This is a genomic window from Paenibacillus sp. JCM 9796, from assembly GCF_055379675.1.
In genome coordinates this window covers 220,554-244,727 of the sequence record NZ_AP043723.1, presented here as the reverse complement: position 1 = coordinate 244,727, position 24,174 = coordinate 220,554, and the positions used below count along the sequence as shown (strand labels likewise).

The following is a 24,174-nucleotide window of genomic DNA, read 5'->3' as shown; positions in this document are numbered from 1 at the left end:
GATTTCCTTTCGTCCGGTCACGATGGAGCACGATTTGCTGCGGCTGCACGCCTGGCATCAGGAGCCTCATGTCGTTCCCTTTTGGCAGCTCCAAATTCCTCTGGATGCGTACCGCAACCACTTGGAGCGCTTCTTGGCCGACCCGCATCAGACGCTGTGCATCGGTCTGCTGGATGGGGAGCCGATGAGCTATTTCGAATCGTATTGGGCGGCGTCCGACTTGATCGGTCAATATTACGAGGCGGCTCCGGAAGATCAGGGTGTGCATCTGCTCATCGGCCCGCCGAACTATCTCGGGCAAGGTTATGCGCTCCCGCTGCTGCTTGCTCTCGCACGTCTGCAGTTCCTGCACCCGGGGACTATGCGAATCGTCGCCGAACCGGATATTCGGAATGCGAAGATGCGGCATATTTTTGAAAAGTGCGGCTTTCGCTTCCAACGGCAAGTGCAGCTTCCGGATAAAACGGCAGCGCTGATGCTTTGCGAGCGTGAGATCTTTGAAGCTTTGGATAGAGAAAGGGGAATGGCTTATGTCGAGGACGGGCGCCGGTCTGAATCATTCAGACGTGCTGGATGTGCTGGGCGTCGGAATCGGTCCGTTTAATCTCGGTTTAGCTGCGCTGCTGGATCGCGTACCGGAGACGAAAGCTGTCTTTCTGGAGCGGAAAGCGCAGTTTGATTGGCACTCCGGCATGATGATCGAGGGCACGACCCTCCAGGTTCCATTCTTTGCGGATTTGGTAACGATGGCTGATCCGACGCATCCGCTCAGCTTTTTGAATTATTTGCATGAGCATGGCAGAATGTACCACTTTTACTTTCGGGAAAAGTTTCATATTTCGCGCCGGGAATACAACCACTACTGCAGGTGGGCGGCAGAGCGGCTGGCCTCTTGCCGTTTCGGCTGCGAGGTGACCGGGATCCGGCTGGAAGAAGCCGGATCAGACGCCCGGTTTGTGGTGGAGGTGCGAGAGCTTGGCACTCCGCGCATGTTAAGCTATCTTGCCAGTAATCTGGTTATAGGCGTAGGGAGCCGTCCTCAAATGCCGGCTCGCTTCCGATCGCTGTGCGGTCCGCATGTATTTCACTCGGCGGATTATTTAACGCATCGGGAGCGCTGCCTTCAAGCCCGTTCGATTACGGTGGTCGGTTCCGGGCAGAGCGCAGCGGAGATTACGCTTGATCTGCTAAGCGGGCAGCGGGAATACGGGTATCGGCTGGACTGGTTTACGCGGTCGGCGGGATTTTTCCCGATGGAATATTCCAAGCTCGGACTAGAGCATTTTTCCCCTGATTATACGCGGTACTTCTACGGGCTTGCACCCGAGCGCAAGGATGCTGTCCGAGCAGGACAAAGCCTGCTGTACAAAGGGATCAGCGCCCGCACCATCGCTGACATCTACGATGCCTTGTACGACGCGGGAGCCGGAGGGGAGGAAAGCCCCCGTGTTCGGCTCATGGCCTCCACGGAAGTGGAGCAGCTACTTCCGTTCTCCGGGAGGGGAAGCGATGGATACAGGCTGGTTTGCCGACAACTGCAGCAGGACATTTCGTTCGAGCATGTCAGCGATGTCGTCATATTGGCCACTGGCTACGAGCATGCCGAGCCGGCTTGCTTGAGCCCGTTGGAGCCGTATATTTGCCGGGATGCGAAAGGCCGGTATGACATTTCCGAGAATTACGCGCTGAAGCTTCGAATCGGCGGGGGCAACCGCATATTTATTCAAAATGGGGAGTTGCATACGCACGGCGTCGGCGCCCCGGATCTGGGTCTGGGCGCATACCGGAACAGCTTGATCATCGAACAATTGACGGGACGCGCGGTGTATCTTCGAAGGGAACGAAACGTATTTCAGCAGTTCGGAGCGAACGTATGAGGCGGCTTGCTCAAGAGGCGGGAGGGCTTCGCTCGAGAACCGGCATGCAGGCTGCGCTCCTTGGCTGCGTGTTTCTCGGCCTTTTCACCGAAGTGCTTCTGTCGCCGTATTACCCGCAGTTTTTTCGTCAGGTGTTCGGCGTCGAGGACTACAGCTACACGGGCTTTTATTTGTTCGTCTGCCGGTTGACCGTCGTTCTCTGCTCCCCGGTTTGGGGCTGGCTGGCCCGCAAGGCGGGAGCCAAGCGGCTGCTGTTTGCAGGTCAGGCCGGCACGGCATTGACGACAGCGCTGCTGGCGTCGGCGGATAGTGCGACGGAGTTTCTGATTTTGACCGTATGTCTGCTCCTGTTCAAAAGCAGCTACATGCTGATTTATCCTATTCTGATGGAACTGACCGATAGGGGCGGTCAGGCGGGTTCGGCGGCCAAGTTTCACACCGTGCACCATACAGCCGTTCTGTTAGCTGCGCTGACCGGCGCCCACATGCTCCAAATGGAACGGCCTCTAACGCTGTTTTATGGAGCGGCGGCCGCCGATGTCGTTCAATTGCTCGTATGCATAGGGGTGCTTTGGGGGTGGCGGGGCGGCTCCCGGCAAGCGGGCGAACCTGAGTCTGCAGGCTCGAAACTTTCGTTAATAGGGCTGCTGCGTGATCGATACATCGTAACGCTGGGACTGTTGTTTTTTACTTTGACGGTCGCGAATCAAGTGGTCAGGCCCTTTTTTACACCATACGTAGAGGAAGCCTTCCGCCTGTCGACGGGCATAGCCGGGGTGCTGTTCCTTCTGCCGCATGCATGCGCCTTAACGCTGCTGCCGTTTCTTCGCAGTATTTGCAAACCGGGGCGGTTGCATGTCGCGTACACGTTGGGCGTTGCGACGATGGCCGCCGGCTTGATGATTCAAGCGCTGTCGGAGGGCATTACAGGATTGATCATTGGGCGTATGCTGTACGGCATGTTTCTGGCAATAACGATGGCGGTGCTGGACGTCATTCTGTTTGAAAGGGAACGAGGGACGGGCGCTGCTATGACCTTCAGTGTCATGGTATCGTTTCAGACGGCCGGGGAGTTGTTGTCTCCGCTGCTTGCCTCGTTCCTGTCGATCCAGGCGGGGTTGAATACGCCGCTGCTTGCCGCCGCCTTGTTGTGCCTGGTGAATACCCTATTGTTCAGATGGTCTGCTATTCACAGATCGCCGAAGGAGGCAGTGAAGTGGAATGTACATGGCAGCAAGACCTAATGGCTGCTCAAGCTTTACGATCCGAGGCCTGCGTGCAGGTGCGCAGAAGAATTTTCCGGCAATTGGCGGAGTCGGTCATCTATGAAGGAATCGTCACGCCGCTGATGGAAGCGGAAGGGGAAAAGATATTATACAGCCTTCAAGGTCAAGATGCTGCGGGCCGGAAGGTGATCTACCGGTGTCTTGGGCAAAGAAGGTTCACATTCGGCCGGATTCGGATGTTAACGGAATCTCCGCTCATCCGGCTTGGCGGCGGCGTAGAAGCGGAGGCGTCTTCGCTGCGTTTATTTGTCGAGGAAGTGCTGGATGTGCCGGGTGTGGATCGGTCCAAGCTGATCTCGTTTGCGGAGGAGCTGGAGCAGACGCTGCTGAAGGATGCCATAGCTCAGTTTCATCGGAATTCGGAAGGCCGTGAGTTGCGGCGGTTAAGCGGTGATGACTTGGAGTCGGCGGTCATGGACGGGCATCGGTATCATCCGAGCTATAAGTCGCGGATCGGCTTTGATTATGCCGACCATCTTGCTTACGGCCCCGAGTTTGCCCGGGATGTGACGCCTATATGGCTGGCCGTGCGGAAGGAGGAGAGCCGGGCGGCCGTGCTGCCGGGCATGTCGCTCGACGGCTTGCTGCGTGAGGAATTGGGGGATGCTGCTGTCGATTCCTTTCAAGCGTTGTTGCGGAGCGAGAACTGCGACCCTGCCGACTATTTCTTCGCGCCGGTACACCCGTGGCAATGGCGCCGGGCGATCGTTCCGGCTTGCGCGGAAGAGCTCCGCACGAAACGTATGGTGCTGCTGGGATGTTCTCCTGATGCTTATCGCGCCCAGCAGTCGATTCGCACGCTTGCGAACCGGACAGAGCCGCATAAAGCGTATATCAAGCTGTCGATGAATCTGTTGAATACGTCAAGTTCCCGTCAATTGCTGCCCCACTATACGGTAACGGCCCCGGTCTTGTCCTTCTGGCTTCAAAGCTTAGTGGATGGAGACCGCTATTTGAAGGAGGAAGCGAAACTGATTTTGCTGCGGGAGGTGGCTGCCGTCTCGTATGATCCGCAGGATCACAAGGGCGACGGAAGACGCTCGGGCCGGGAGCATGACCAGGCCCCGCACCCGCTGTACGCAGCAGTGGGCTGCATTTGGCGGGAAAGCTTGCACCGCTATTTACAGTTGGGGGAAGAATGCGTGCCCTTCTATGCGCTCTGTGCTTCGGAACGGGATGGCACCCCGCTCATTGAGCCATGGCTTCAAGCCTATGGGATCGAGGCGTGGCTGAACCGGCTTCTGGAGCGGTGTGTGCTGCCTGTCCTCCACTTGGCCGCAGTTCATGGCGTCGCTACGGAATCGCATGCGCAAAATATGGTGATGGTGCACCGGGAAGGTTGGCCAGAGCGGTTGGCGCTCAAAGATTTTCATGAGGATGTGCTGTACTGCCGTTCCTTTCTGAAGCAACCGGAGTTTTGCCCGGATTTAACGGTTGTTCACGAACGGTATGCTGTCCAGGAGGAGAGAGCCAATTTTGAAACGGAGGATGTGACGCCGCTGCGGTATTTGACTTTGGGGGCGCTATTTTTCGTCAACCTCGGTGAACTGGCTATAATGCTAGCGGACCGGTACGGCTTTGAGGAAAGGCGATTTTGGCGGATGACGTCTGCATGTATACATCGCCATCAGGCAAAAGATCCGCATTGGAAAGAGCGGTTTGAGGCTTTGGATTTGTTTGCCCCGACCACCAGAGTGGAGCAGTTGACGTATAAACGATTGACGGTTCAATCAAAAGGGCTATCGCACAGGGTGCCCAATCCTTTGTCGGCTTTCCAATCGCCCGACTAGTACAAGTAGAGAGGAGGTCCGCATGTGAATGGGAAGCTGTTTGCCGTCAACCAATTGTATTTGGGCCAAGAGGATGTGGATGTACGCTGGAAAGCCTGGGGGCTTTTGCCGCATTATCGGGACGCGGGGAAAGCTGGAAGCCGGATCGCGGTCTGCATGGCGAACGCGGCCGAGTTGATTATACTGGTGCTTTTTTTGCGGGAGCAAGGGGGATCGGTGCTTCTGCTCCACGGAGAAACTCCGCTGGAGACGGCCAAGTCTCTGGCGATTGAAGCAGGGTGCAGCGGCCTCGTGTACCGATCCGTCGAGGACGGCTTTCTGACGCTTACGCCGCCGGAAGGAGCGAACGATACCCTTGACTCCGCCCAGGAGGCTTCGCTTTGTATGTTCAGCTCAGGTACGTCCGGCAAGCCTAAGCTCATTTGCCGAACGTGGTCGGCTGTAGCGGAGGAAATCACGGCTAATAATGAAGCGATTGATCTGGACGGTTCGGTTACCCCGGTCATCATCTCGCCGGTAAGCCATGCTTACGGCCTGATCAGCGGAGTGTTGTCCGCTATGAAGCGGCAAGCGGTGCCTCACGTCGCGGCCTATACGAATCCGAAGCTGACTTTGGCTCTCCTTCGGGACACGCCGAAGCATATCGTGTATGGGGTACCGTTGACGCTGCATGTGCTGACATCTTTCGCTTCCGGCTTTCGTTATCATCAGTTGATGAGCTCGGGCGCTCCTCTGCCGCAAGGTTTGTTGGATAAGCTTGCTCCTCTGGCGGACGGTGTGCTTCAGCAGTATGGCTGCTCCGAAGCCGGATGCATCAGTGTCAGCCGCTCCCTTCGGTTTAGCGCAGATATCGGCAAGCCGTTAGGCCACCTTCGGATTAGGCAAGCCGGGGCTTCAGCAGACATGCCGAAAGAACTGATCATAGCCGTGCAAGACCGGGTGATCCGCACCGGAGATCTTGGGTATATGGAGCAGGGAGAGCTGCGGCTTCTAGCCAGGGCCGACGATGTGATCAACGTATCCGGCCTTAAAGTATATCCTACGGAGGTAGAAAACGTCGTCTCCGAACTGGACGGCATCCGCGAGTGCGTCGTCTACCGAGGGCGGCATCCGGTGATGGGCGAGGTCGTTTGCTGCATGGTGGCGGCCGATCATCAGGTTACGCCCGAGGCGGTTCGCGCATGGTGCATACGCAAGCTGCCTCCCCATAAAGTGCCGGCCAAAGTGGAGTGTGTCACGAAGCTGCCAAGGAATGCGACGGGTAAAATCAGCCGTAAAATGTTGGAGGAGGCGGATCTAAGCTGATGAGACGGAATCAACGGATAACAGAGCTGCATTCATTGATGAAAACCAGGCTTCTTCTGACAGACTTGTCTCCCTTGGAGGAAACGCACAGGCTGAATGAGGACCTTCGCGTCGATTCGGTGATGATGCTGCAGCTGTTGGTCTGGATTGAGGAGGAATTCGGGCTTCGTATACCGGAGGAGGAGGTGGATCCGCGGGTCTTTCATACGGTGGGCTCACTTCTTGATTTCATGGAACGTTTGGCTCCCGCCGGTACTGACGAGGAGCAAAGAGCGTAACAGAAGGAGGCGAATTTATGTTCGGATGGAAGGAGCAGCGCATTAAGGTTCACTGTGTGGTGAGCTGCTTGTGCGAGGTGGTCAAAAGGTACAGCGATGTCGATTACCGCCCTTTTTATTTTGGCGTGTGGGATGCGGAGTTTGCCTGGACGGAGGCGGGTTTGTCGTATTATTCAGATACCATTCAGCATGAGCGATCGATGAAGTGGTATGAACGAATGTTCGGAACTCGGGTGATCCAGTGGCATGACCGGCATCAGGATTCGGCAGCAAATGCGGCCAGACTGGTGGAACTTGTTGAGAATGCCCCTAAGCACAGGCATGTCGTCGTGCAGATTGACATGTCTCTCATGCCGGAGCGGGAAAATAAGTTCAATCTGAATCCGTTCCCTCATTATTTGCTGGTTTCGTCTACCGAACGAGAGGGCGAATGGTTCATGCTTGACGCGGATATGAAGTGGGAGGGGGTCGTCAGCCGGGAGCAGGTGCTCCAGGCTTTTGTTCATAACCCTTATCCGGACGGGTTTTATATCGAAGCCCTCGCTATCCAGGCGCCGACACCGAATACGGTCGTTTCTTACTTTTATGACGGATTTAATCTCCATGGCAATGAGCTGGTATCCAAGCTGCGAGCGCTTGTCTCAAGATTGGCCGGGGAGCCTGAGAAGCTGCCTCAGCTCGCGGATGCGCTCAAGCATCTGCACGTGATTGTGATTCGCAAATACGGGTATGATTACGCGTTCATGTACTTTCACGATGAGCTGCAGTTGCCACGGGAACATTATGAGCATTGGGCGCAGCAAATCCGCGATTTGGTTCAAGCCTTCAACACGATGCAATATATGGCTGTCAAACTATCGCTGACCGGCCGTACCGAGCTGCTTCCTTCACTATTGGAAACATTGGATAAGGCCGAAGCGATCGAACGTGGGCTTAAACAGGAACTGGAGCGGGAGCTTGCCTTATGGTCTGCCCGCTACTCCAACGCAGGGGGGCGTCTTATTGATGTCTGATTCATTCAGATTAGGGTGCTCGTTGTGCACCATCTCTTTTCGCCACACGTTGATTTCTTTCGAGCAGCTGATCGAATTTGCCCGAGTCCATGCCTTCAACGGACTGGAAGTATGGGGAGTTCACGCCCGTCACCTGTATGAGGAGCGCAAGGGCTCCAGGATGCATTTGCCGGAAGCCGCCGGGCTGACGGTTTCAATGATCAGCGATTATTTGGAAGTGGGATCCCGGGTGAATTTCCCGGATACCGTTACCCGATGCGAGGAACTGCTCACGTTGGCGGGCTGGCTTAGAACGAGGCGGATTCGTACTTTTGCGGGGAGGCGCGGCAGCAGAGAGGTGAGCGCAGGCGAGTTCGAGGATACGGTTCGGCAGCTTCGAATCCTTGGCGACCTGTGTATGGATCATGGAATCGATTTGCTGGTGGAAACACATCCGGGGACGCTGGCCGATCACAAAGCGGCGGCTCATCGGCTGATGACGGAAGTGAGCCATGAAGCGGTTAAGCTGAATATGGACTTCCTTCACTTATGGGAGGCTGGGGACGACCCGTTGGAAAGCTATGAGCAGTTGGAGCCATGGGTGGAGCATTTCCATCTGAAAAATGTCCTCTCTCTTGCTCACTGCAGCGTGTTTCAACCCCATCAGGTGTATGCGGCTAACGGCAGCCGGCAAGGGATGGTTTCGCTGGCGGACGGAGCGGTCGATTACCGTCGTATTATCGACCGCATCGGGTCGAGCGGCAAGTTCGCCTCTTTGGAATGGTTCGGGGCCGAACCTGGACGGATGCTGAGTGGGGAAATCGGGTGGCTGCGTCGCAGGCTGGACCGTTTATACGCGCCAGCTCCGTAAATGCTCGTGAATGAAAGGCAGCGCTAAAAGCTGTCTTTTTTTTGCAATCAAATCTCGCTCCTATCATGGAAATCGTTTACAGCCTGACGAAACTGCGGTAATCTATGGGTACTGGGAGGCGGCGATTAAAATTGGATTTTATAAGGACCATGTTGCGCCATTTTACTCAATATAAACTACTGTTCTCCATTTTTTTGTTTAGCATCTTCTTTGAAGTCGCTTATGCGGTGGCAGCCCCCTTGAGCCTGAAATACTTGGTGGATGAGGCATTCACACCTAAGGACTTCCAAGCGTTCACGATCATTCTGAGCATTTTGCTCGGAGGCGGATTTTTCAACATTTGCGCAAGTGCATGCGGGGATTACTCGTTAGGCAAGCTGAGCGGCGAGGTGATTCGGAAGCTGAGAACCGAGCTGTTTATCCATCTGCAGCAGCAATCGCTGCCTTTTTATCAACGATACAGAGTCGGCGACCTTGTTACTCGTTTCGCAGCGGATATGGCGTCCATGGAGAAAGTGATCCGCATCTCGTGTCCCTTCTTTCTGAAGGAGGCTTTAAGCATCCTGCTCGGACTCTTTATGCTGTTTTCAATCGAATGGAAGCTCACGCTGGCCGTGCTTGCCGGCTCCGTACTGATGTTTGTCGGGCCCAGACTCCTTCAAGCCCGTGCGGAAACGGCCAATGCGGGCTATAAAGAAGCCCAGGAGCGCTTCTCCAATACGATCGACGAGATGGTCAAGGGTCATAAAACGATTAAAGGCTTGCATCAGCAGGCCAGGTTCCGGGAGCGGGCCCGTAAGCAAATTCAAGAGCTGTTTTCCTTTGGTTTGAACATGCACATGACCAACTCCCTGATGGAGCGCTTGCCTCTAACGGCTTTATTGATCTTGAACGGGATTATGCTCGGCTTCGGCGGATATTTGATACTCCATGACGATATGACGGTCGGCGGCTTTATGGCCTTTTTTACATTGTTTATGAGCGTTGGTCAGGCGGCCTCCAATTTATCGTTCCTGATCCCGAACCTCATTGATTCGAGCGTTAGCTTCCGGCGCGTCGGGGAAATTTTCGATCAGCAGCCCGGCGTTCCGGAAGCCGCCAACCCCATAGAGCTTCCAGCTTCCATAACTTCGATCCGGATGGAACGGGTCACCTTCGGATATACCGAGGAAACCGATCAATTGCGGGACGTCAGCCTGCACATCGCAGCCGGCAGCTATACGGCATTCGTAGGTCCAAGCGGCTCCGGCAAAAGCACCGCGTTGCAGCTGCTGTCCCGTTTCTACGATCCCAGGCAGGGCACGGTTGCGATGGATGATTATGACCTGCGTACCGTAAGCGAGGCTTCCTTAAGAGAGCTGTCCACGTTGGTTACTCAGGATACTTTTTTATTTAACACAACGATACGGGATAATTTGCTGCTGGACGGGGTTGACGTCACGGATGCGGACATGGTTGAAGCCGCGAAGCAGGCGAAAATACATGACGTCATTGCAAGCTGGCCTGCGGGCTATGAGACAATGATCCACCATGAAGGGGGATCTTTGTCAGGGGGTGAACGGCAGCGCATCGCGATTGCGCGGGCGATTCTGAGAAATCCGAAGCTGCTGCTGCTTGATGAGGTGACGTCGGCACTGGATCCGGCTACGGAAGCGGATATCAATCAATGGATTCAACAGATTCGCAGGCACACTACGATTATTTCCGTAACCCACCGGTTAGCCTCTGTTGTGAATGCCGATAGGATTCATGTGTTCAAGGAGGGCCGAATCGTCGAATCCGGTACCCACCAGGAACTTCTGCAGCAAAACGGACTATACTATAGCCTTTGGGAAAAGCAGCATGGGTTTCACTTGTCTCAGGATGGCCTTCATGCAACGGTGGAGGTTGACCGGCTTGCGAAGCTGCCCTTCTTCGAAGGGATCGAGCTTCCGCTGCTCCAGGACATGGCTAGCCTGTTTTCCACCGAAACGTGCAAAGAGAGCGAGGCTATTGTGCGTGAGGGAGAGGAAGGCCATAAATTTTACATTATTGTCCGCGGCAAGTTTGAAATCTTGAAGCAGGTTCCCGAAGAGGGAGATAAGCGGGTAGCCGTTCTGCAGGACGGTGATCACTTTGGCGAAATCGCCCTGCTCAGGGATATTCCAAGGACCGCTACGGTGAGGGCCATGGGCCCATCGGTGCTGCTATCTGTAAGACGGGAACAATTTCAAATATTAACAAACCAATACACTCAAATTCTTCAAACGCTGGAGCAAACGCTGAAGAAGCGAATTTGACGTCTCGTGGAGACAGAAAGAAGGATCGCAATGACGACGCTTTGCAGACGCTGTTCCAATGATGATGAGTTCGCCAAAGTCAGTTTATTCTTTCTTGAGAACAGACGCGACCTGCATCTTTCTTATACAACCATGGATACGATTAGCCTGCTTTATTCCTATTTGACGCAGGGCCATTTGCTTCAAGCCACGGATGCCGACAACCGGGTGATCGGAGTATTGGCTTATTATCAGGGTACACCGGAAGAGGAATTTAAGGATAAAGAGGTTGCTTTTGCGGATATGGTCATTTTCGACAAAGCCCACAGGGGGACGCGGCTATTTATTACCGGGCTGCGGTTTTGGGTTCGTGAGATCGTGAAGGAGCATCCGGAGGTGCAGGAATTGAGATTCGCCGCTCTGGAGGAAAATGAATATTTATGCAAATTGTATTCCAAATTTTCCGAAACAAGCAACAGACGTGAGGGTATGCTTGGAAAAGAATTGGTCTTTTGTGTGAAAATTAACCAGATTAGGACTATCTTAAAAATTTTCGACAAGGTATAATTAGGAAAAAGAAAACAAAGGATTGATTTCGAAAAGGAGGGGTACCGAATGATTCCACCAAAAGGATTTGGTTCTAAAGGAACCGGCGGCAAAGGTGACAGATTTGGGCAATCAGTCATCATCAATGATTCCTTAAGAGCACAACCGAAGTAATGCCCTACGAATTTCGTCCTTGCGATTTGGAAATGGACTATGAATCGTATGTAAAGTTTGTAATCAAGCATCACGATGAACTGAATTTGCCTTATTCATTTGCCATTAAGCTTAGTTTTATCAGCAGCCCTTTAATTTTTGGCAAAGCCATGCTCATCTTCAGTGAAGAGCCTTACGAGATTGTCGGTGCGGCCGGTTTCGTCTATGGTACCGGCGCCAACCAATATGAGGACCGGGAAGTATGTCAGGTGGAGGTTGCTTTTATTCAGAAGGCTTATCGGCGCACATTTGTGTTTGCACGAGGATTGCAAGCGCTGATTGACCAGATGAAAGCGGGAAACCCGAATGTCGAGAAGGTTCAGTTCTGGGCTTCTGAGGGTCAGGGGGAGCTGGAAAGGCTCTTCACGAAATTCAGCGCACTGCCTGGTTCGACAAAATCCATCGTGAACAACTTGGCTCTCTATACGGTTTCGTTTCATGAGCTGGAGGCCTATTGCCTTCGTTTTGGAGCCGCTGATGGACTTAGAGGAAACGAAGGCCGTGTCTACTGAACACGTGCTTCAGACCGTTGGGAAATTCTCGATGGTCTTTTCTTTACGCTGTTTTCGTGAGCAAAGCAGACCAAATAGAGCTGTTCAGAGCGATTAAGAATGACTTGTTCCCTGATTCGCTAAGGATAAAGGTTTACAGCACGAAAGTGGTTTATCTTCTAATGATTTTATAAAAAACTCCTATCAAAAATCTTGCGAATGGTGTTGTAAGGGGAAGTAAAATAAAAGCATAGATTGTACCCCAAACGAATGTACCTTCAACGTTTATCGTTTCCAATCCGCCCCTAACGATAGTTTCGCCAAAAATCGCACCAACTGTTCCGCTGTATAAGGTTACGAGAAATGCACTTATAAGGCTTATCAGCCAAAGTTTTTTGTTAGATAATACATTTCTATTGTGAAAATATCCACCTAAAACTGCAAAGGTAATAGCAAAAGGAATTATCACTGAGAAATATAGCCACTCTTCACCCCAGAATGAAGTAATTCCACCAGCCCAAACTTGACCTATTAACATAAATAATAATGCAGTAATGAATGAAAATAAAGCACCGAAGATAAGACCTTTTATCCAAGAAAGATGTTTCATCATCTAATCACCACCAAATATTGATTTAGAGACAAGACGGATTTATCCTATTTCTTATTTACAATATTACAGAAAATCTGGATATTATAAAACTTTACCCTAAAACAACAATCTTTGCGAAAACAGCGTTTCTTTATTTTAAGGCTCTGTTAAATTTTAATGTTGATTTTCAAGAAATTAATGAAGGGTGGCATCATATGCCACCCTTTTCAGGTCAATTTTCTATCCAAAATCTTTTTACAACGTTACCATCCTCTTCAGTGAAACTTGCAGCTTGTAGTTATCGAGTGTCTTGTATCGAAGCATTACTGTTATTCTCGGCCAGTACTGTCAAAGGATCGTATGGAGGACCGACCACTGTTCCAGGTATCAGCGCGATATCTACAGCGTTTTCCGGGATGCCCCATGAATTTCCGGAAAAGACAAATACAGCTGCTTCAACAACAAATCCGCGGGTGTTATAGACAACATTATCCAGGATATTGCCGTTTGTACCCGGATTTAAATACGCTGGCTGGCGAAGAGAATAGAAGAGATTATTTTGCACCAACAGGTTGTTCATGTTGCCAGCTTGTGTCACAAAGCCGCGATTGACTACCCAGCCCGTTGAAGGCCCGGCTTGTGGAGGGCCGAATATGGTGTTGTCCAGTATTCGATGATTGTTACCTCCAATTTGAATAAATTCCCTTGCATACGGGATATCGCTGGTCATGGTCAGCCCTTTGACCGTTACTCCGCTTCCCAACACGATAATTGGAATGACATTCGCTTGCAGCATGACGATCGCGCCCGGATAACCAACTAAACTGACGCCGGCTTTGTTAACCAAAATGGTGGATGTGACCGGATACGTTCCCGGCAGAATGTGAACCGTTCCGGTGGGCAATACTGCCGTTACGCCTTGCTGGATTGTACCGAACGGGCTTGCTTGCGATCCATCCCCGCCTATTGCGCCTGCCTGAACATAAACTTGAAACGGATTGGGCTCAACCGTTCCGGTAGGCCCTGTCGCGCCGGTAGGCCCTGTTGCTCCAGTTGGTCCAGTTGGTCCCTGCGGCCCGCCGGAAGGTCCAGTAGGCCCTGTCGCCCCCGTTGCTCCGGTCGGTCCCGTCGGTCCGGTCGCCCCCGTAGGTCCTGTCGCGCCGGTAGGCCCTGTTGCTCCAGTTGGTCCCTGCGGCCCGCCGGAAGGTCCTGTCGGTCCTGTCGCGCCCGTTGCGCCTGTCGCGCCCGTGGCTCCAGTCGCCCCCGTTGCGCCCGTTGCGCCCGTAGGTCCTGTCGCGCCCGTAGCTCCAGTCGCCCCAGTTGCGCCCGTTGCGCCCGTTGCGCCCGTTGCGCCTGTCGCGCCCGTTGCTCCGGTTGCGCCCGTTGCTCCGGTTGCGCCCGTTGCGCCTGTCGCGCCCGTTGCTCCGGTTGCGCCCGTTGCGCCCGTTGCGCCCGTTGCGCCCGTTGCGCCTGTCGCGCCCGTTGCTCCGGTCGGCCCTGTCGGTCCCGTCGGTCCGGTAGCTCCACCCCCTGCCGCCTCCAGTAACGCTGCGTCATCCGCAATGACATCCGGACTACCCGTCAGAGGAAGTTTATTGATCAGGACTAAAGCTTGCGTAGTACCTGCCGGCGCCACAGAGGTTGTTTGGTAGATTTCCAGCCAAGTATCATCGTTTACATCAGGCAATCGGTCGGTCTGAATCGTAGTAATCAATCCGTATCCCAGAAATGTGAATGAATCGTTATAAAAGGCGACAGTCAAGGAAATGGGAGGGCTTGGCGCAGTTCCGACCTTCGCAAGTGAAACCAGGAATTCGTATGACTCTCCGGGGGTTGCGGGCACAAACTGCGTAATAAAGGAGTTTAAATCTCCGCCGAGCAAACGCGCTGCGTAAAAACCTGAATGCGAGAAATCGGTTGTAATGGTTGCATTAAAATTAATCCAGGGCAATAAAGACCCTGTTTCAAACCCGCCATTGACAATAATGTTAGTGATAGACATATGTTCTCACCTCCTTTAGCGCCATAACTAGGACGCAATAGTATTATATGTTGTCCAATTTCTTCTGCTACGTCATCTATAGCTGCCAAAATACACAAATCGTATTGGAGAAGGCGACGATAATCAAGTAATCCAAGATGCACAAATCCGGTGACCCGGTGTAATGAAAGTTTTTGAAATGATAAGCGTTTAGCAGTTTTTATTTGCTTAAGTTGATATTATCGATATGAAAGCCCTTACATAATGAGAATGGTACAATAAAAACTGGATTGCAAGGAGATGGTGCAAAAAATGAAACTTGGTTCCTCGTACCATAACGGATGGGTTTTGGCAAATGGGGTGAGAACACATTATTCTTGGGCCGGAACTGAAGGGCCTGCAGTTGTTTTATGTCATGGCGGCGGCCCCGGTTCGTCTGGAGGAGCCGGTTGGAGATTCATGCTGCCGGCTTTGGCAGAAGCAGGCTTTCGTGTATATGCGCCTGACCAGATTTCCATGGGATGGACGGATGCCCGGCCTCATGCTTGGCCTGTGCTGGGGCATCAGAGCCTGGTTAATCATGTAAGTGATTTTATTGACGCGTTATGGTTTGGATGAGGTGTATTTGGTTGGCAATTCGCAAGGAGCTTACGTGGCGGCTAAGTATACGATTGACCATCCGGAACGTGTGAGGAAATGCTTCCTTATTGGCAGTGCCACCATCGCCATGTCCATGGGCCTCGAGCGGCCGGACGGGGGGAACAATGCGGCTTTCCAAGCCCTGCTCCACTATGACTATACAGAAGAGGCGATGCGCAAGTTCCTCACGGCCATTATCAACGACCCGACCAAAGTGACGGATGAGCTTGTGAGAGCTCGCCATGTGGCGGCCAACCGTCCTGGTATTCGCGAATCGATGCAGGCTTTTCAAGACTACCAGTCGCGTATGCGGAGAGAGCCTCAACTTTGGGATCGGTTCAGCTTAAAGGATTCATTGCCACAATTGAAGGTGCCGACCGAGTTTATATGGGGGATCGACGACAGCTTCGCTCCTGTGGAGATGGGGCATGAATTAGAGAAGCTGTTGCCCAATATTCCATTTTCTTACATCAGAGAGGCGGGTCACCAGTGCCAAACGGATCAGCCGGAATTGGTAAATCGCATGGTGATCGAGTTCTTCCGGCAAGAGTAAGCGTGGACATCAAGGCTGCATGTGTCCATGCAGCCGATCAGATAGATAAGAAAGGAAGGTGGATGTTGAACGATGGCAAGAATCGTCTTCGCAGCTGCCGTTGCTCATACAGCGCTGATACTGCGGGCCAAAGACAAGGCTCCTCAGGAACAAATGGAACGGGTTTATAAGGCTTTTGGAGAAATAAGACGCCGCCTGGAGGAAAGCGGGGCAGAGACGGTGATCCTTTTTTCCGCCGAACACATGAAGAGTTTTTTCTTGGATAACATGCCTTCACTTTGTATAGGGACAGGTGAAAAAGCACAGGGATGGGGCGAAGCCGGCGTTCCCCCCTATTCGGTTGATCTGGATTTGGACTTGTCACAGCATGTATTGCAGTACGGTCTTGATCAGGAGTTCGACCTGGCTTATTCTTACGAGATGCGACTGGATCATGGCTTTATGGTACCATTGCACTTTCTGACACCGCAGATGAACATTCCGGTTGTTCCTGTGTTCATGAATGCCGCATCGCCCCCGATTGCGCCGCTCCACCGCTTGTACCACTTTGGGAAGATGGTGGCCGATGCGGTTAACGGGTGGGAGAAGGACCGGAAGGTGGCGCTGGTGGCCACGGGCGGAATTTCGCATTGGGTGGCTGTTCCCCGCATGGGGGAGATCGCCGAATCCTTTGACCGGCGTTTCCTGGAATTGCTGCTGCACCATAGGGACGAGGAAATTCTCGGATGGAGCAACGCACACATCGAGGAAGAAGCGGGCAACGGCGCGTTGGAAATTAAAAGCTGGATGGCTCTGGCAGGAGCGCTGCCGCAGGGACGGCGTGAGCTTATTTGCTATGAACCAGTCGAAGCTTGGGGAACGGGAATTGCCCTTATTGATTTTGGTGCAGTGATCAAGTGAAAGAGGTGTGTGGCATGAACGGTTACCGCATCAACAAATTTTTGTTTCACCTGTCGCAACGGGAAGAGCACCAGCTTCTCTTTTTGCAAGGCGATGCAAATCTTTTTGATGATTACGATCTTGAACCTGAAGAGCGTGAAGCGATCTTGCAGTGCAGCGTAACCCGTTTACATCAGGAGGGTGTTCATCCGCTGCTGCTTATGCACCTGTCTCTGATCCATAGGATGGACATACGGGAACTGTACAGACAGGGGATATAACAATCCATAGAGGTATAAAGTCGCCTTGGATGAAGGTCTCCTTACAGAAGTTGAGTTGAAAATATAGACGGCACTAAAGGATTGAGGAAATAAATGTCTAATATCTCATTGTGGGACTTTAGGATTAAGAATGCTGATAAAATTATGGCGGTGAAAGGGGAAATTTAAAAATGGTTCAACAAAAAGATGAGATTATGGTTCGTCAACGTGAGATGGTCCGTCAAGCCACACAACAGTGGAAAGGTCAAGTGGACGGAAAGGTTGCGGTAGTCACAGGCGGTGCTCGCGGGATTGGCCGAGTGATCGTAGAAGGTCTTCTTGCGGCTGGAGCCAACGTAGTGGCTGCGGATCAAAAGTGGGACAATGCTGAAGAGTTTCGCAAGCATTTAGAAAGCACGGGAAGAGGAATGGCCGTACAAGTGGACGTGGCGGAGGACGCTTCACTGGATTCGGCTTATGAAGCAGTTATGGAGAGATTTGGGACTGTTGATGCTCTGGTGAACAACGCCGCTCTTGTATCGGAGACACTTTTTTATCCGCAAGGTCATGTCAAGACGCTCGATACAAAGGATAGCGATTGGGAAACGATGTTCAAAGTGAACACGTTCGGTGTTTTGAAAGCGATCCGGCGGTTTATTCGCCCGATGCTTGATAAAGGCAGCGGCAGCATCATCAACGTCGTTAGCAGTGGAGTGCTGCCGACCCATCAAGGGGGATCTTATTTCGCGCTGCGCCCGTGGACGGTGGAAATGCCGTATCAAGCCACAAAGGCAGCGACGATGGCGCTGACTGTATTTGTCAACTGAAAATCCGGCCACATAATCATTTAATTTCCGGCCATGCGGTACAAAAAATATGGCTACATGTAGCTCAGGCCAATTGCTGCTTCTGCAGCCATTCCTTAGTTTCTTTCATGCGATAGGAGTTCCCATTCATGTTGACGAGGTAGGACTGATGGGTCAATCGGTCGATCATCGCTGCGGTCATGATCGGATCCTGAAAGATCTCTCCCCAGCGTTCAAATGACAAATTCGTCGTGATGATCGTTGACTTCCGTCCTGCTCGAAGCGAAAGATGGGTAAACAGTAGCTCGGAACCCTCCTTATCGAATGAGATGTATCCCATCTCATCGGCAATGACCAGGTCATATTTCTCAAACCGGTTCTGAAACACTCGGAGTGTTTGCTCTGCCCGACACTCTTTGATGCGGTTCACAAGCAAAGGCACGGTAGTGAACCATACTTTGTAACCCTCCAAACAAGCTTTTAGACCGAGCCCAATAGCCACATGGGTTTTTCCGGTTCCTGGATTGCCGGCCAAGATGACGTTACGTCCTTCCGGAATAAACCCTAGCGTTTTGAGCAGTTTCAGTTTCTTTTGTGCGTCCTGAGGAAGCTCATCTACAGATAAATCCTCAAGATATTTCTTATGTGTCTCAACTTTCGCAGCATGAAATCGGCAAACAAGCCTTGATGTAACTGGGCAAAACGGCAATCCATTGCTGGAGTTGACGCTGTATCAGAGCCGAAAGCTTTTTGCCGGCCTTCGTGGCAATTTCGTTGATGAGATCGAGCAATTGTTGTAAGGCAACCGCCCAATCGAGCGTACCGACTTCGTCGCATAGCAAATAAAACAAGCCTCCGAAGGAGCGCGCATCGGTGCTTTGCCGATGCTGCCAAGCCAGCAGGATGTAGCGCGAAAACACAAGCGTCGTATGGCTGATCAGCAAATCATAGGAGCGGCCTTGAAACTCTTTTTGCAAACGAAGCAGTGATTTGGTGCACTTGAAGAAGACCTCAATGTCCCAGCGAATCGCGTAGATGCGGATCACGTCCTCTACGGAAAGGGAAAGGTCTGTCGTCAAAATAGCGAGCCATTCATTCTTCTTCGTACGATGACGAACGAACACCACGCGAACCGGAATGTCTGGGGCAAGCTCGGTTCGAATGCAGCGGAGAATGCCACGCTTGTTGCTCACCACAGGAAACGCTGCCGCGTACAGTTCTTTGAGCGACAGCTTCCGGCCTTGAACCAGGAAACGCTTATTGTCATTCTTGACCATGCCGATCACGTCGAGCCCGCGGGCAATGACTTCGCCAATGAGAGGCGCATGCGTAAACCAGCTGTCCATCAAGACGTAGGAGGCGGTCGCCCCTGCTGCCAAAGCGCGATCCAGCATGGACGCAATGACCTGCGGAGCCGATCGGAGCGATTCCTGACGGCGCTTGTAGCCGTGCGATCGTTTGTCGATGTTCTCGCTCATGCCGTTGATGGCAGACTTGCTTGAACTGAGCAGCGCGAAGTCGAGCGGCAAGAAGGTATGCCCGTCGGACCAGCCCATGGTGAGCATACGAAATCCTTTGTAATAAGCGCCGGTGGCATGATCTTTGAATCGGGCGAGCAACTCAACAGCCTTGCTGCGATTGCGTTCGAACATCGAATCGTCAACGATGAAGACGGTGTCCCGGTCGACAGACGTAAGAGTGCTGACCTTCCGTACCGTGGCGACACTGAGTGATGTCAGAAAGCGACGCCAGGCAAAGCCGGCATGATTGAGGAAGCGATACACCGCATCTTTGCCGGGAAACGATTCTCCCTTGCTGCTCTCGAGCAGACGAAACCAGTTCTTTTGATGAAACAACAGGACAAAGACGAGTTGGAACAGTCGGGCACAGCTGAAACCAAATCGCTTGCGCAACCCAGCTTGTCGAAGATGTTTCATGACGTTCAGTTCTTGAAAAGCAGACTTTAATTCGTTTGGCAGTTGATTAAGATCGGGCTGATGGTCTATCATGATGGAAGACACCTCTTCTGTTTGATAGTGATTGCTCGCACTTTCACTTTACCAAACGAAGCGGTGTTTTTCTATTTTGCAAGCCATGTATCTGATTGCTTAGTAGCCCTGTGGCTGCAAGGATTTAGGCTAGTTTTTGCTCTGCGAAAGTTGAGTTATGTGTGAATTCTGCCAGTCGGATTCGGTTGTACCGGGATGCCTCCCGTCGGGCATCGCATTCCTTCTCCAGCAACTGAGCCAGGAACTCTTCGTAGCAAACGTCCCGTTGGCTGGCCTCCCGCACGTACTCCTCCAGATGCTTCCGAATCATCGGAAGCCGTAGTTCCTTACTGTATTCCATAATCGCTTCTTTCCACGCCTTGCGCGGTGAATGACTCATGCAACGTCCTCCTTCGTTTCTAACGTATCGGTATGAAACAGATCATCGTACGCGCGCAATTGTTCGACCGATCGATCCGTGATCTCTTGACCGGTTTTGGAAAGCGTGGCATGAGCAACTACCATTTCCCGGTTCTTAGCACACAGCACTTTAATTTTATCCGTCGTGACATGGCTCGGATGGATACGCTGCAACGCCTCTATGGCCTGCTCTACCTCTGTGAAACCGACATCGTCGCGAATATATTGCAGTAGTTGTACAAAATCTCTCTCTCGTCTGGTATAATACATCTCGTAAATTGTTTTTATCTTTTGGGGAGCCTGATGCCACGCCGCGCTACCGGCGAATGCACCAGGTTTTTTCTTTAACGTTTCTAAATAATGATTCAGATCAAATCGCCACTCATGGCTGCCGGTCAGTCGCATATGCTCCGCCACCTGAATTTCCTGATGAAAGCAAACCACTCTCGTGGAGTAGACCTTGGTCATGATCGACTCGCCAACCAAATGATCCGGTACTGAATAACGATTCTGGTCCACCATGATCGTCGCATATTTGTCTACCCGTCCGTAGAGTACACGAGCGGCATCAAACGGGGGCATGGCAGGGAGAAGGAAAGAGCGTTCCTGTTCCAGTCGTTCGATCGCCGTCTGGCCGCTCAACTCGGTTTGCGGTTTTTGGTTGCGCCGTGTACATACCTGCTGCAGATATTGGTTCGCTTCCTCTAACGAGTCGAACTCGTCCCGAAAGGCGAATGCTTTTCGGCGTACGACCTCCACGCTGCGCTCCACATGACCTTTTTCATTGCCGCTGTGGATATTGCAAAAACGGTGCTGAAACCCATAATAAAGCGACAACTGCAGAAGACCTTGCGTCGGCTCCTTTCCCGTTCCAACGAACCGTTTGACCGCCACTTTCATGTTATCATATACCATCGTTCGATGTACGCCGCCAATATGCTGAAAAAACAAAGCATGTGCTTCCTGAAAGCATTCTGTCGTTTGTTTGGTAAACAAATACGCAAAACGGTAGTTCCCATAAGCGGATGTGAAAACCGCCATTTGAAAAGTTTGTAGTCTACCATTGATTTTAAGTTTCACTTCACCCCAATCGAATTCACAGATTTCCCCAGGTTCATACAGTGCCTTGATGAATGCTTCCTTGGGTTTGCGTTCCAAACCACGGATTGTTCGGAGAACCGTACTGTAGCTAATATCTACGCCTTCGGCTTCCAGTGCTTCGAAGATGTCCATTGCCTTCTTTTGTTGTTTGCGTTGCCCTTGGTTTCGCTTGATTTCATTCTCATTCAAATGCGCTTGGATTTTTTTTGCTATTTCATCGGTCAGTTTCCGATTCGGTCGGATTCCTACATTGTACTTGGGAGCGGTGGTCAGGGCATCAATTAATGCTTGAATATCTACTGAGTCGTTCCCCTCCGCCAACAACTGCCGTCTCCTTTCCTCATATTGGTGGATGTATTTTCCAACCGTTTCTCGATGAATCCCGGTCAATCTAGCAATTTCCCGGCGTGACCTTCCTTCATGGATGTGCATCATCAAAATCTTCTGCATAATATTCATCGTAATCATTCTCTCCCGGCACCCACTTGTCGATTTATTCTCCAAGTAGGTTTATCGGTTGTGGCCGGTTTTTCAATGATTACGGTGGCCTGTTTTTAAGTTATCATAGACAGCTGACCTTCTATTTGGGGGAAGAGGTTCGGGGGGAAGGCGTTGCCGTCAATGCGATCATGCCCGGACATACGCGTGCTTCGTGGTTCGACGCAACGGCGAAGTCTTGGAGCGAAATGGGGATGGTTTACTTCATGCGGCCATCCATTCCGGAACATGTCACGCCTTCGATTCTTTTCCTAGCGGGGCAAAACGGGCAAGGGGTCACAGGACGGCTCGTTTATGTCCCGGAATGGAACTACGATCACGGATTCGGCGATTCCGCTGCTTGGAGCGACGTTTCGTTGCCGCCGGAAATGGAAGAGATGTACAGCAAACTGGAAGCCGTCATGCCGAAATACAGCCGTTCGGGCGTGTCGCACTTGCCGTTTGACGCTTGGGCCGCTCTTTGGATTTCCGCCTCTGAAAGGCTTGCTTCAGAGCAAGGGCAGTCATAGCGGAACAACCGTGTCGATCCTGTCAGACGGCATCGAGAACTGTGATTGTGCAACTTTTTAAATCTCAATGGAGGTGATTGAGTAATGCTGAACTTGGATAAGGCAATCAGAGATCAGGAGGGCTACATCGATTCCAGGATTTTCACGGATGAAGAGCTTTATCGCCTGGAAATGGAAAAGGTTTTTCAACACACCTGGTTATTTGTTGGTCACGAATCGAGTCTCCCCAAGCCGGGCGATTATATCCTCAATAAAATGGGCGAGGACGAAGTCATCGTGGTCCGCGATCGGAGCAATCGTGTACGCGTCTTTTTGAACCGCTGTACGCATCGCGGGAATAAAGTTTGTCTTTTTGACCGCGGTTCGCAGAAGAGTTTCACCTGTACGTTTCATGGCTGGCAGTATAATATCGAGGGTGGGCTGATGGGACTTCCGCAAGGCGAATCCTATGCCGGCAGCTTGAAGCGGGAAGAGTGGGGCCTCAAGGAGGTTCCGAAAGTCAGCAGCTACGGAGGGCTCATTTTTGCCAGTTGGGATGAAGAGATCTGCTCCCTGGACGATTACCTGGGCGACATTCGCTGGTATCTTGACCGCATGCTCCTCAAGCCTTTTCTCGGTGGCATCGAGGTGCTGCCCGGTAGGGGAAAATATATGATGCCGACCAATTGGAAGATGATGGCGGATAATTTCATGCACGACGAGTATCATGTGCCCATCACCCATGTCTCCTTTTTTCGTGCGCTGATGCATATGTCTCAGAATGGTGGAGACAACTGGATGTGCGGCAATCAGTTTGATCGGGGTTTTAATGTTCTCTCCACTTCTCCGGCAGGCGTTCCCCATGCCGCTGGCCTGGTTGAATTCTGGAATGACCCGCGTCCGGATTCATCGGCTCAAGTCCAACCCCTGAATGACCGGGCCATAGCTGAGCGTCTAGGTCCCGAAGCCGTAGAATGGCTGCAGGAGCGGGAGCGCAGGATGAAAGAATTCATGGAGGAAGAACAACATAAGGTTCATGGCAGCGCGAACTGGACCATTTTCCCCAACCTCAGCTTGATTCTTATGCCCGGTGCCTTGCGGGCAAGCGGCATTATCCAATGGCACCCGAAGGGGCCTATGATGCTTGAAGGCTGGCAGTGGTTTGCTGTTGAGAAGGACGCTCCGGACGTTGTGAAGCGGTATGGCGCGAGTGTTCTGGCGGCTGATCAGGCGCCGGCCGGCATGATTACGACCGACGATACGGAGAACTTCGACCGGATGTATAAGAACGTTATATCCAAAGGAGTGGAAGAACGTCCCTTCAACTATGCCATGCCTGGTATTGACCTGCAGCGCTTCTATGCGGAATTTCGTGAGGCAGGCCTTGATTTGGAAGCGCTACCAGGAACTCCTTTGTCGGTATTCACCGAGGAGAAGGCTCTTGCATTCTATCAGTATTATCGTGATCTCATGAAAAAGGAACGCTGAAGCGTCCCCCATTGATATGTAACCCATTGTGAAAGGAAGGTGTGACATGAGCTTCGCTTCGACAACAGTACTGAAACAGGAGATTGAGGAGTTTCTCTACCGGGAGGCTTGGCTGCTCGACAACTACAAGGTACGCGATTGGCTCGAACTCCTTACGGACGATATCCGCTACTGGATTCCGACAATCGAGAGCGTTTTTGGAGAAACCGGGTCTTATCGCGAGGATGTTCCTTATGTCCCGTATGTAGATGATAATCGTGATCTGATAGAAATGCGGGTCATTCAACTGGAGACGGGGCTGCGACACAGCGAGATTCCAGTTTCAGTCACGCAACGAATCGTTACCAATATTCTTGTAGATCCCGCCGAGCGGGAAGGAGAAGTGAAAGTGCATTCCAATCTGCAGGTGACCCAGGTTCGCCATGGAGATATTGAGACGGTCTGGCGCGCCCGGCGGGAGGATCTGCTGCGCAGCACGAATGGACAATGGAAGCTGGCCAAACGTAAAGTGATCTTGCTCGGTTCGGTAATACCGCGTACACTGGGCATATTCTTGTAGGAGAACGACTGCTCT

General features: G+C 52.1%; 24 protein-coding genes and 1 pseudogene. 19 read left to right on the top strand and 6 right to left on the bottom strand.

Annotated elements, in window-relative coordinates:
- Positions 1–22 precede the first annotated feature (22 nt).
- From ACZ439_RS01225 to ACZ439_RS01175, 11 genes are all read left to right on the top strand, one after another.
- Complete coding sequence (locus ACZ439_RS01225; protein WP_464621180.1) at positions 23–604, top strand: GNAT family N-acetyltransferase; 582 nt, start codon at positions 23–25, stop codon at positions 602–604.
- On the top strand, positions 531–1,877 hold the full coding sequence (locus ACZ439_RS01220) for a lysine N(6)-hydroxylase/L-ornithine N(5)-oxygenase family protein (protein ID WP_054797978.1): 1,347 nt from the start codon (positions 531–533) through the stop codon (positions 1,875–1,877). Before ACZ439_RS01225 ends, ACZ439_RS01220 begins: the two co-directional genes overlap by 74 nt.
- Positions 1,874–3,121, top strand: coding sequence for an MFS transporter (locus ACZ439_RS01215; RefSeq protein WP_464620533.1), 1,248 nt, complete (start codon positions 1,874–1,876; stop codon positions 3,119–3,121). The genes ACZ439_RS01220 and ACZ439_RS01215 overlap by 4 nt, the downstream gene beginning before the upstream one ends.
- On the top strand, positions 3,094–4,953 hold the full coding sequence (locus tag ACZ439_RS01210) for an IucA/IucC family protein (protein WP_464620532.1): 1,860 nt from the start codon (positions 3,094–3,096) through the stop codon (positions 4,951–4,953). Before ACZ439_RS01215 ends, ACZ439_RS01210 begins: the two co-directional genes overlap by 28 nt.
- A gap of 24 nt (positions 4,954–4,977) precedes the next feature.
- A complete protein-coding gene (locus ACZ439_RS01205) occupies positions 4,978–6,258 on the top strand; it encodes an AMP-binding protein (protein WP_464620531.1) in 1,281 nt (426 codons plus the stop codon).
- A complete protein-coding gene (gene asbD / locus ACZ439_RS01200) occupies positions 6,258–6,536 on the top strand; it encodes a petrobactin biosynthesis protein AsbD (protein WP_054797982.1) in 279 nt (92 codons plus the stop codon). Before ACZ439_RS01205 ends, asbD begins: the two co-directional genes overlap by 1 nt.
- 17 nt (positions 6,537–6,553) lie before the next feature.
- Positions 6,554–7,549: a DUF6005 family protein gene (locus ACZ439_RS01195; RefSeq protein WP_054797983.1), complete on the top strand. Its 996-nt coding sequence runs from the start codon at positions 6,554–6,556 to the stop codon at positions 7,547–7,549.
- Positions 7,542–8,399, top strand: coding sequence for a sugar phosphate isomerase/epimerase family protein (locus ACZ439_RS01190; RefSeq protein WP_464620530.1), 858 nt, complete (start codon positions 7,542–7,544; stop codon positions 8,397–8,399). The genes ACZ439_RS01195 and ACZ439_RS01190 overlap by 8 nt, the downstream gene beginning before the upstream one ends.
- A 239-nt stretch (positions 8,400–8,638) precedes the next feature.
- On the top strand, positions 8,639–10,678 hold the full coding sequence (locus tag ACZ439_RS01185; RefSeq protein ID WP_464620529.1) for an ABC transporter transmembrane domain-containing protein: 2,040 nt from the start codon (positions 8,639–8,641) through the stop codon (positions 10,676–10,678).
- Positions 10,679–10,708: 30 nt separating this feature from the next.
- The gene (locus tag ACZ439_RS01180) at positions 10,709–11,224 is read left to right on the top strand and encodes a hypothetical protein (protein ID WP_054800220.1); all 516 of its coding nucleotides are present in this window, start codon (positions 10,709–10,711) and stop codon (positions 11,222–11,224) included.
- A gap of 152 nt (positions 11,225–11,376) precedes the next feature.
- Positions 11,377–11,928 carry a hypothetical protein gene (locus ACZ439_RS01175; protein WP_054797989.1) on the top strand — a complete coding sequence of 184 codons (552 nt, stop codon included), beginning with the start codon at positions 11,377–11,379 and terminating at the stop codon, positions 11,926–11,928.
- A gap of 151 nt (positions 11,929–12,079) precedes the next feature.
- Here ACZ439_RS01175 and ACZ439_RS01170 read toward each other — a convergent pair whose 3' ends face one another.
- The gene (locus ACZ439_RS01170; RefSeq protein WP_464620528.1) at positions 12,080–12,520 is read right to left on the bottom strand and encodes a hypothetical protein; all 441 of its coding nucleotides are present in this window, start codon (positions 12,518–12,520) and stop codon (positions 12,080–12,082) included.
- A 277-nt stretch (positions 12,521–12,797) separates the two neighbouring features.
- On the bottom strand, positions 12,798–14,501 hold the full coding sequence (locus tag ACZ439_RS01165) for an NTTRR-F1 domain (RefSeq protein ID WP_464620527.1): 1,704 nt from the start codon (positions 14,499–14,501) through the stop codon (positions 12,798–12,800).
- Positions 14,502–14,780: 279 nt separating this feature from the next.
- On the opposite strand from ACZ439_RS01165, the gene ACZ439_RS01160 reads away from it, so the two are divergent.
- From ACZ439_RS01160 to ACZ439_RS01140, 5 genes are all read left to right on the top strand, one after another.
- Positions 14,781–15,098: an alpha/beta fold hydrolase gene (locus ACZ439_RS01160; RefSeq protein WP_464620526.1), complete on the top strand. Its 318-nt coding sequence runs from the start codon at positions 14,781–14,783 to the stop codon at positions 15,096–15,098.
- Complete coding sequence (locus ACZ439_RS01155; protein WP_464620525.1) at positions 15,067–15,672, top strand: alpha/beta fold hydrolase; 606 nt, start codon at positions 15,067–15,069, stop codon at positions 15,670–15,672. Before ACZ439_RS01160 ends, ACZ439_RS01155 begins: the two co-directional genes overlap by 32 nt.
- 72 nt (positions 15,673–15,744) lie before the next feature.
- Positions 15,745–16,572 carry a DODA-type extradiol aromatic ring-opening family dioxygenase gene (locus ACZ439_RS01150; protein ID WP_127609887.1) on the top strand — a complete coding sequence of 276 codons (828 nt, stop codon included), beginning with the start codon at positions 15,745–15,747 and terminating at the stop codon, positions 16,570–16,572.
- 14 nt (positions 16,573–16,586) lie between these two features.
- Positions 16,587–16,832: a hypothetical protein gene (locus ACZ439_RS01145; protein ID WP_127609885.1), complete on the top strand. Its 246-nt coding sequence runs from the start codon at positions 16,587–16,589 to the stop codon at positions 16,830–16,832.
- A gap of 170 nt (positions 16,833–17,002) precedes the next feature.
- Positions 17,003–17,638 carry an SDR family NAD(P)-dependent oxidoreductase gene (locus tag ACZ439_RS01140; protein WP_464620524.1) on the top strand — a complete coding sequence of 212 codons (636 nt, stop codon included), beginning with the start codon at positions 17,003–17,005 and terminating at the stop codon, positions 17,636–17,638.
- A 64-nt stretch (positions 17,639–17,702) separates the two neighbouring features.
- Here the strand turns inward: ACZ439_RS01140 and istB are convergent.
- The 4 genes and pseudogenes from istB to istA form a co-directional block, all read right to left on the bottom strand.
- Positions 17,703–18,263 (bottom strand): annotated as a pseudogene (istB, locus tag ACZ439_RS01135) (IS21-like element helper ATPase IstB); the annotation flags it as partial.
- Between the two features lie 4 nt (positions 18,264–18,267).
- Positions 18,268–19,626, bottom strand: coding sequence for an IS4 family transposase (locus tag ACZ439_RS01130; protein WP_028406325.1), 1,359 nt, complete (start codon positions 19,624–19,626; stop codon positions 18,268–18,270).
- Positions 19,627–19,750: 124 nt separating this feature from the next.
- On the bottom strand, positions 19,751–20,005 hold the full coding sequence (locus ACZ439_RS01125; protein WP_464620523.1) for an ATP-binding protein: 255 nt from the start codon (positions 20,003–20,005) through the stop codon (positions 19,751–19,753).
- Positions 20,002–21,594 carry an IS21 family transposase gene (istA, locus tag ACZ439_RS01120; protein ID WP_464619836.1) on the bottom strand — a complete coding sequence of 531 codons (1,593 nt, stop codon included), beginning with the start codon at positions 21,592–21,594 and terminating at the stop codon, positions 20,002–20,004. Before istA ends, ACZ439_RS01125 begins: the two co-directional genes overlap by 4 nt.
- A gap of 116 nt (positions 21,595–21,710) precedes the next feature.
- Here istA and ACZ439_RS01115 point away from each other — a divergent pair, with 116 nt between their 5' ends.
- The 3 genes from ACZ439_RS01115 to ACZ439_RS01105 all read left to right on the top strand — a co-directional run bounded on the left by ACZ439_RS01115 (position 21,711) and on the right by ACZ439_RS01105 (position 24,159).
- Positions 21,711–22,133 (top strand): hypothetical protein, encoded by a 423-nt coding sequence (locus tag ACZ439_RS01115; protein WP_464620522.1) that lies wholly within the window; start codon positions 21,711–21,713, stop codon positions 22,131–22,133.
- 84 nt (positions 22,134–22,217) lie between these two features.
- Positions 22,218–23,600, top strand: a complete 1,383-nt coding sequence (locus ACZ439_RS01110; protein ID WP_464620521.1) for an aromatic ring-hydroxylating oxygenase subunit alpha — start codon at positions 22,218–22,220, stop codon at positions 23,598–23,600.
- A 46-nt stretch (positions 23,601–23,646) separates the two neighbouring features.
- Positions 23,647–24,159: an aromatic-ring-hydroxylating dioxygenase subunit beta gene (locus ACZ439_RS01105; RefSeq protein ID WP_054799889.1), complete on the top strand. Its 513-nt coding sequence runs from the start codon at positions 23,647–23,649 to the stop codon at positions 24,157–24,159.
- Positions 24,160–24,174: the final 15 nt, after the last annotated feature.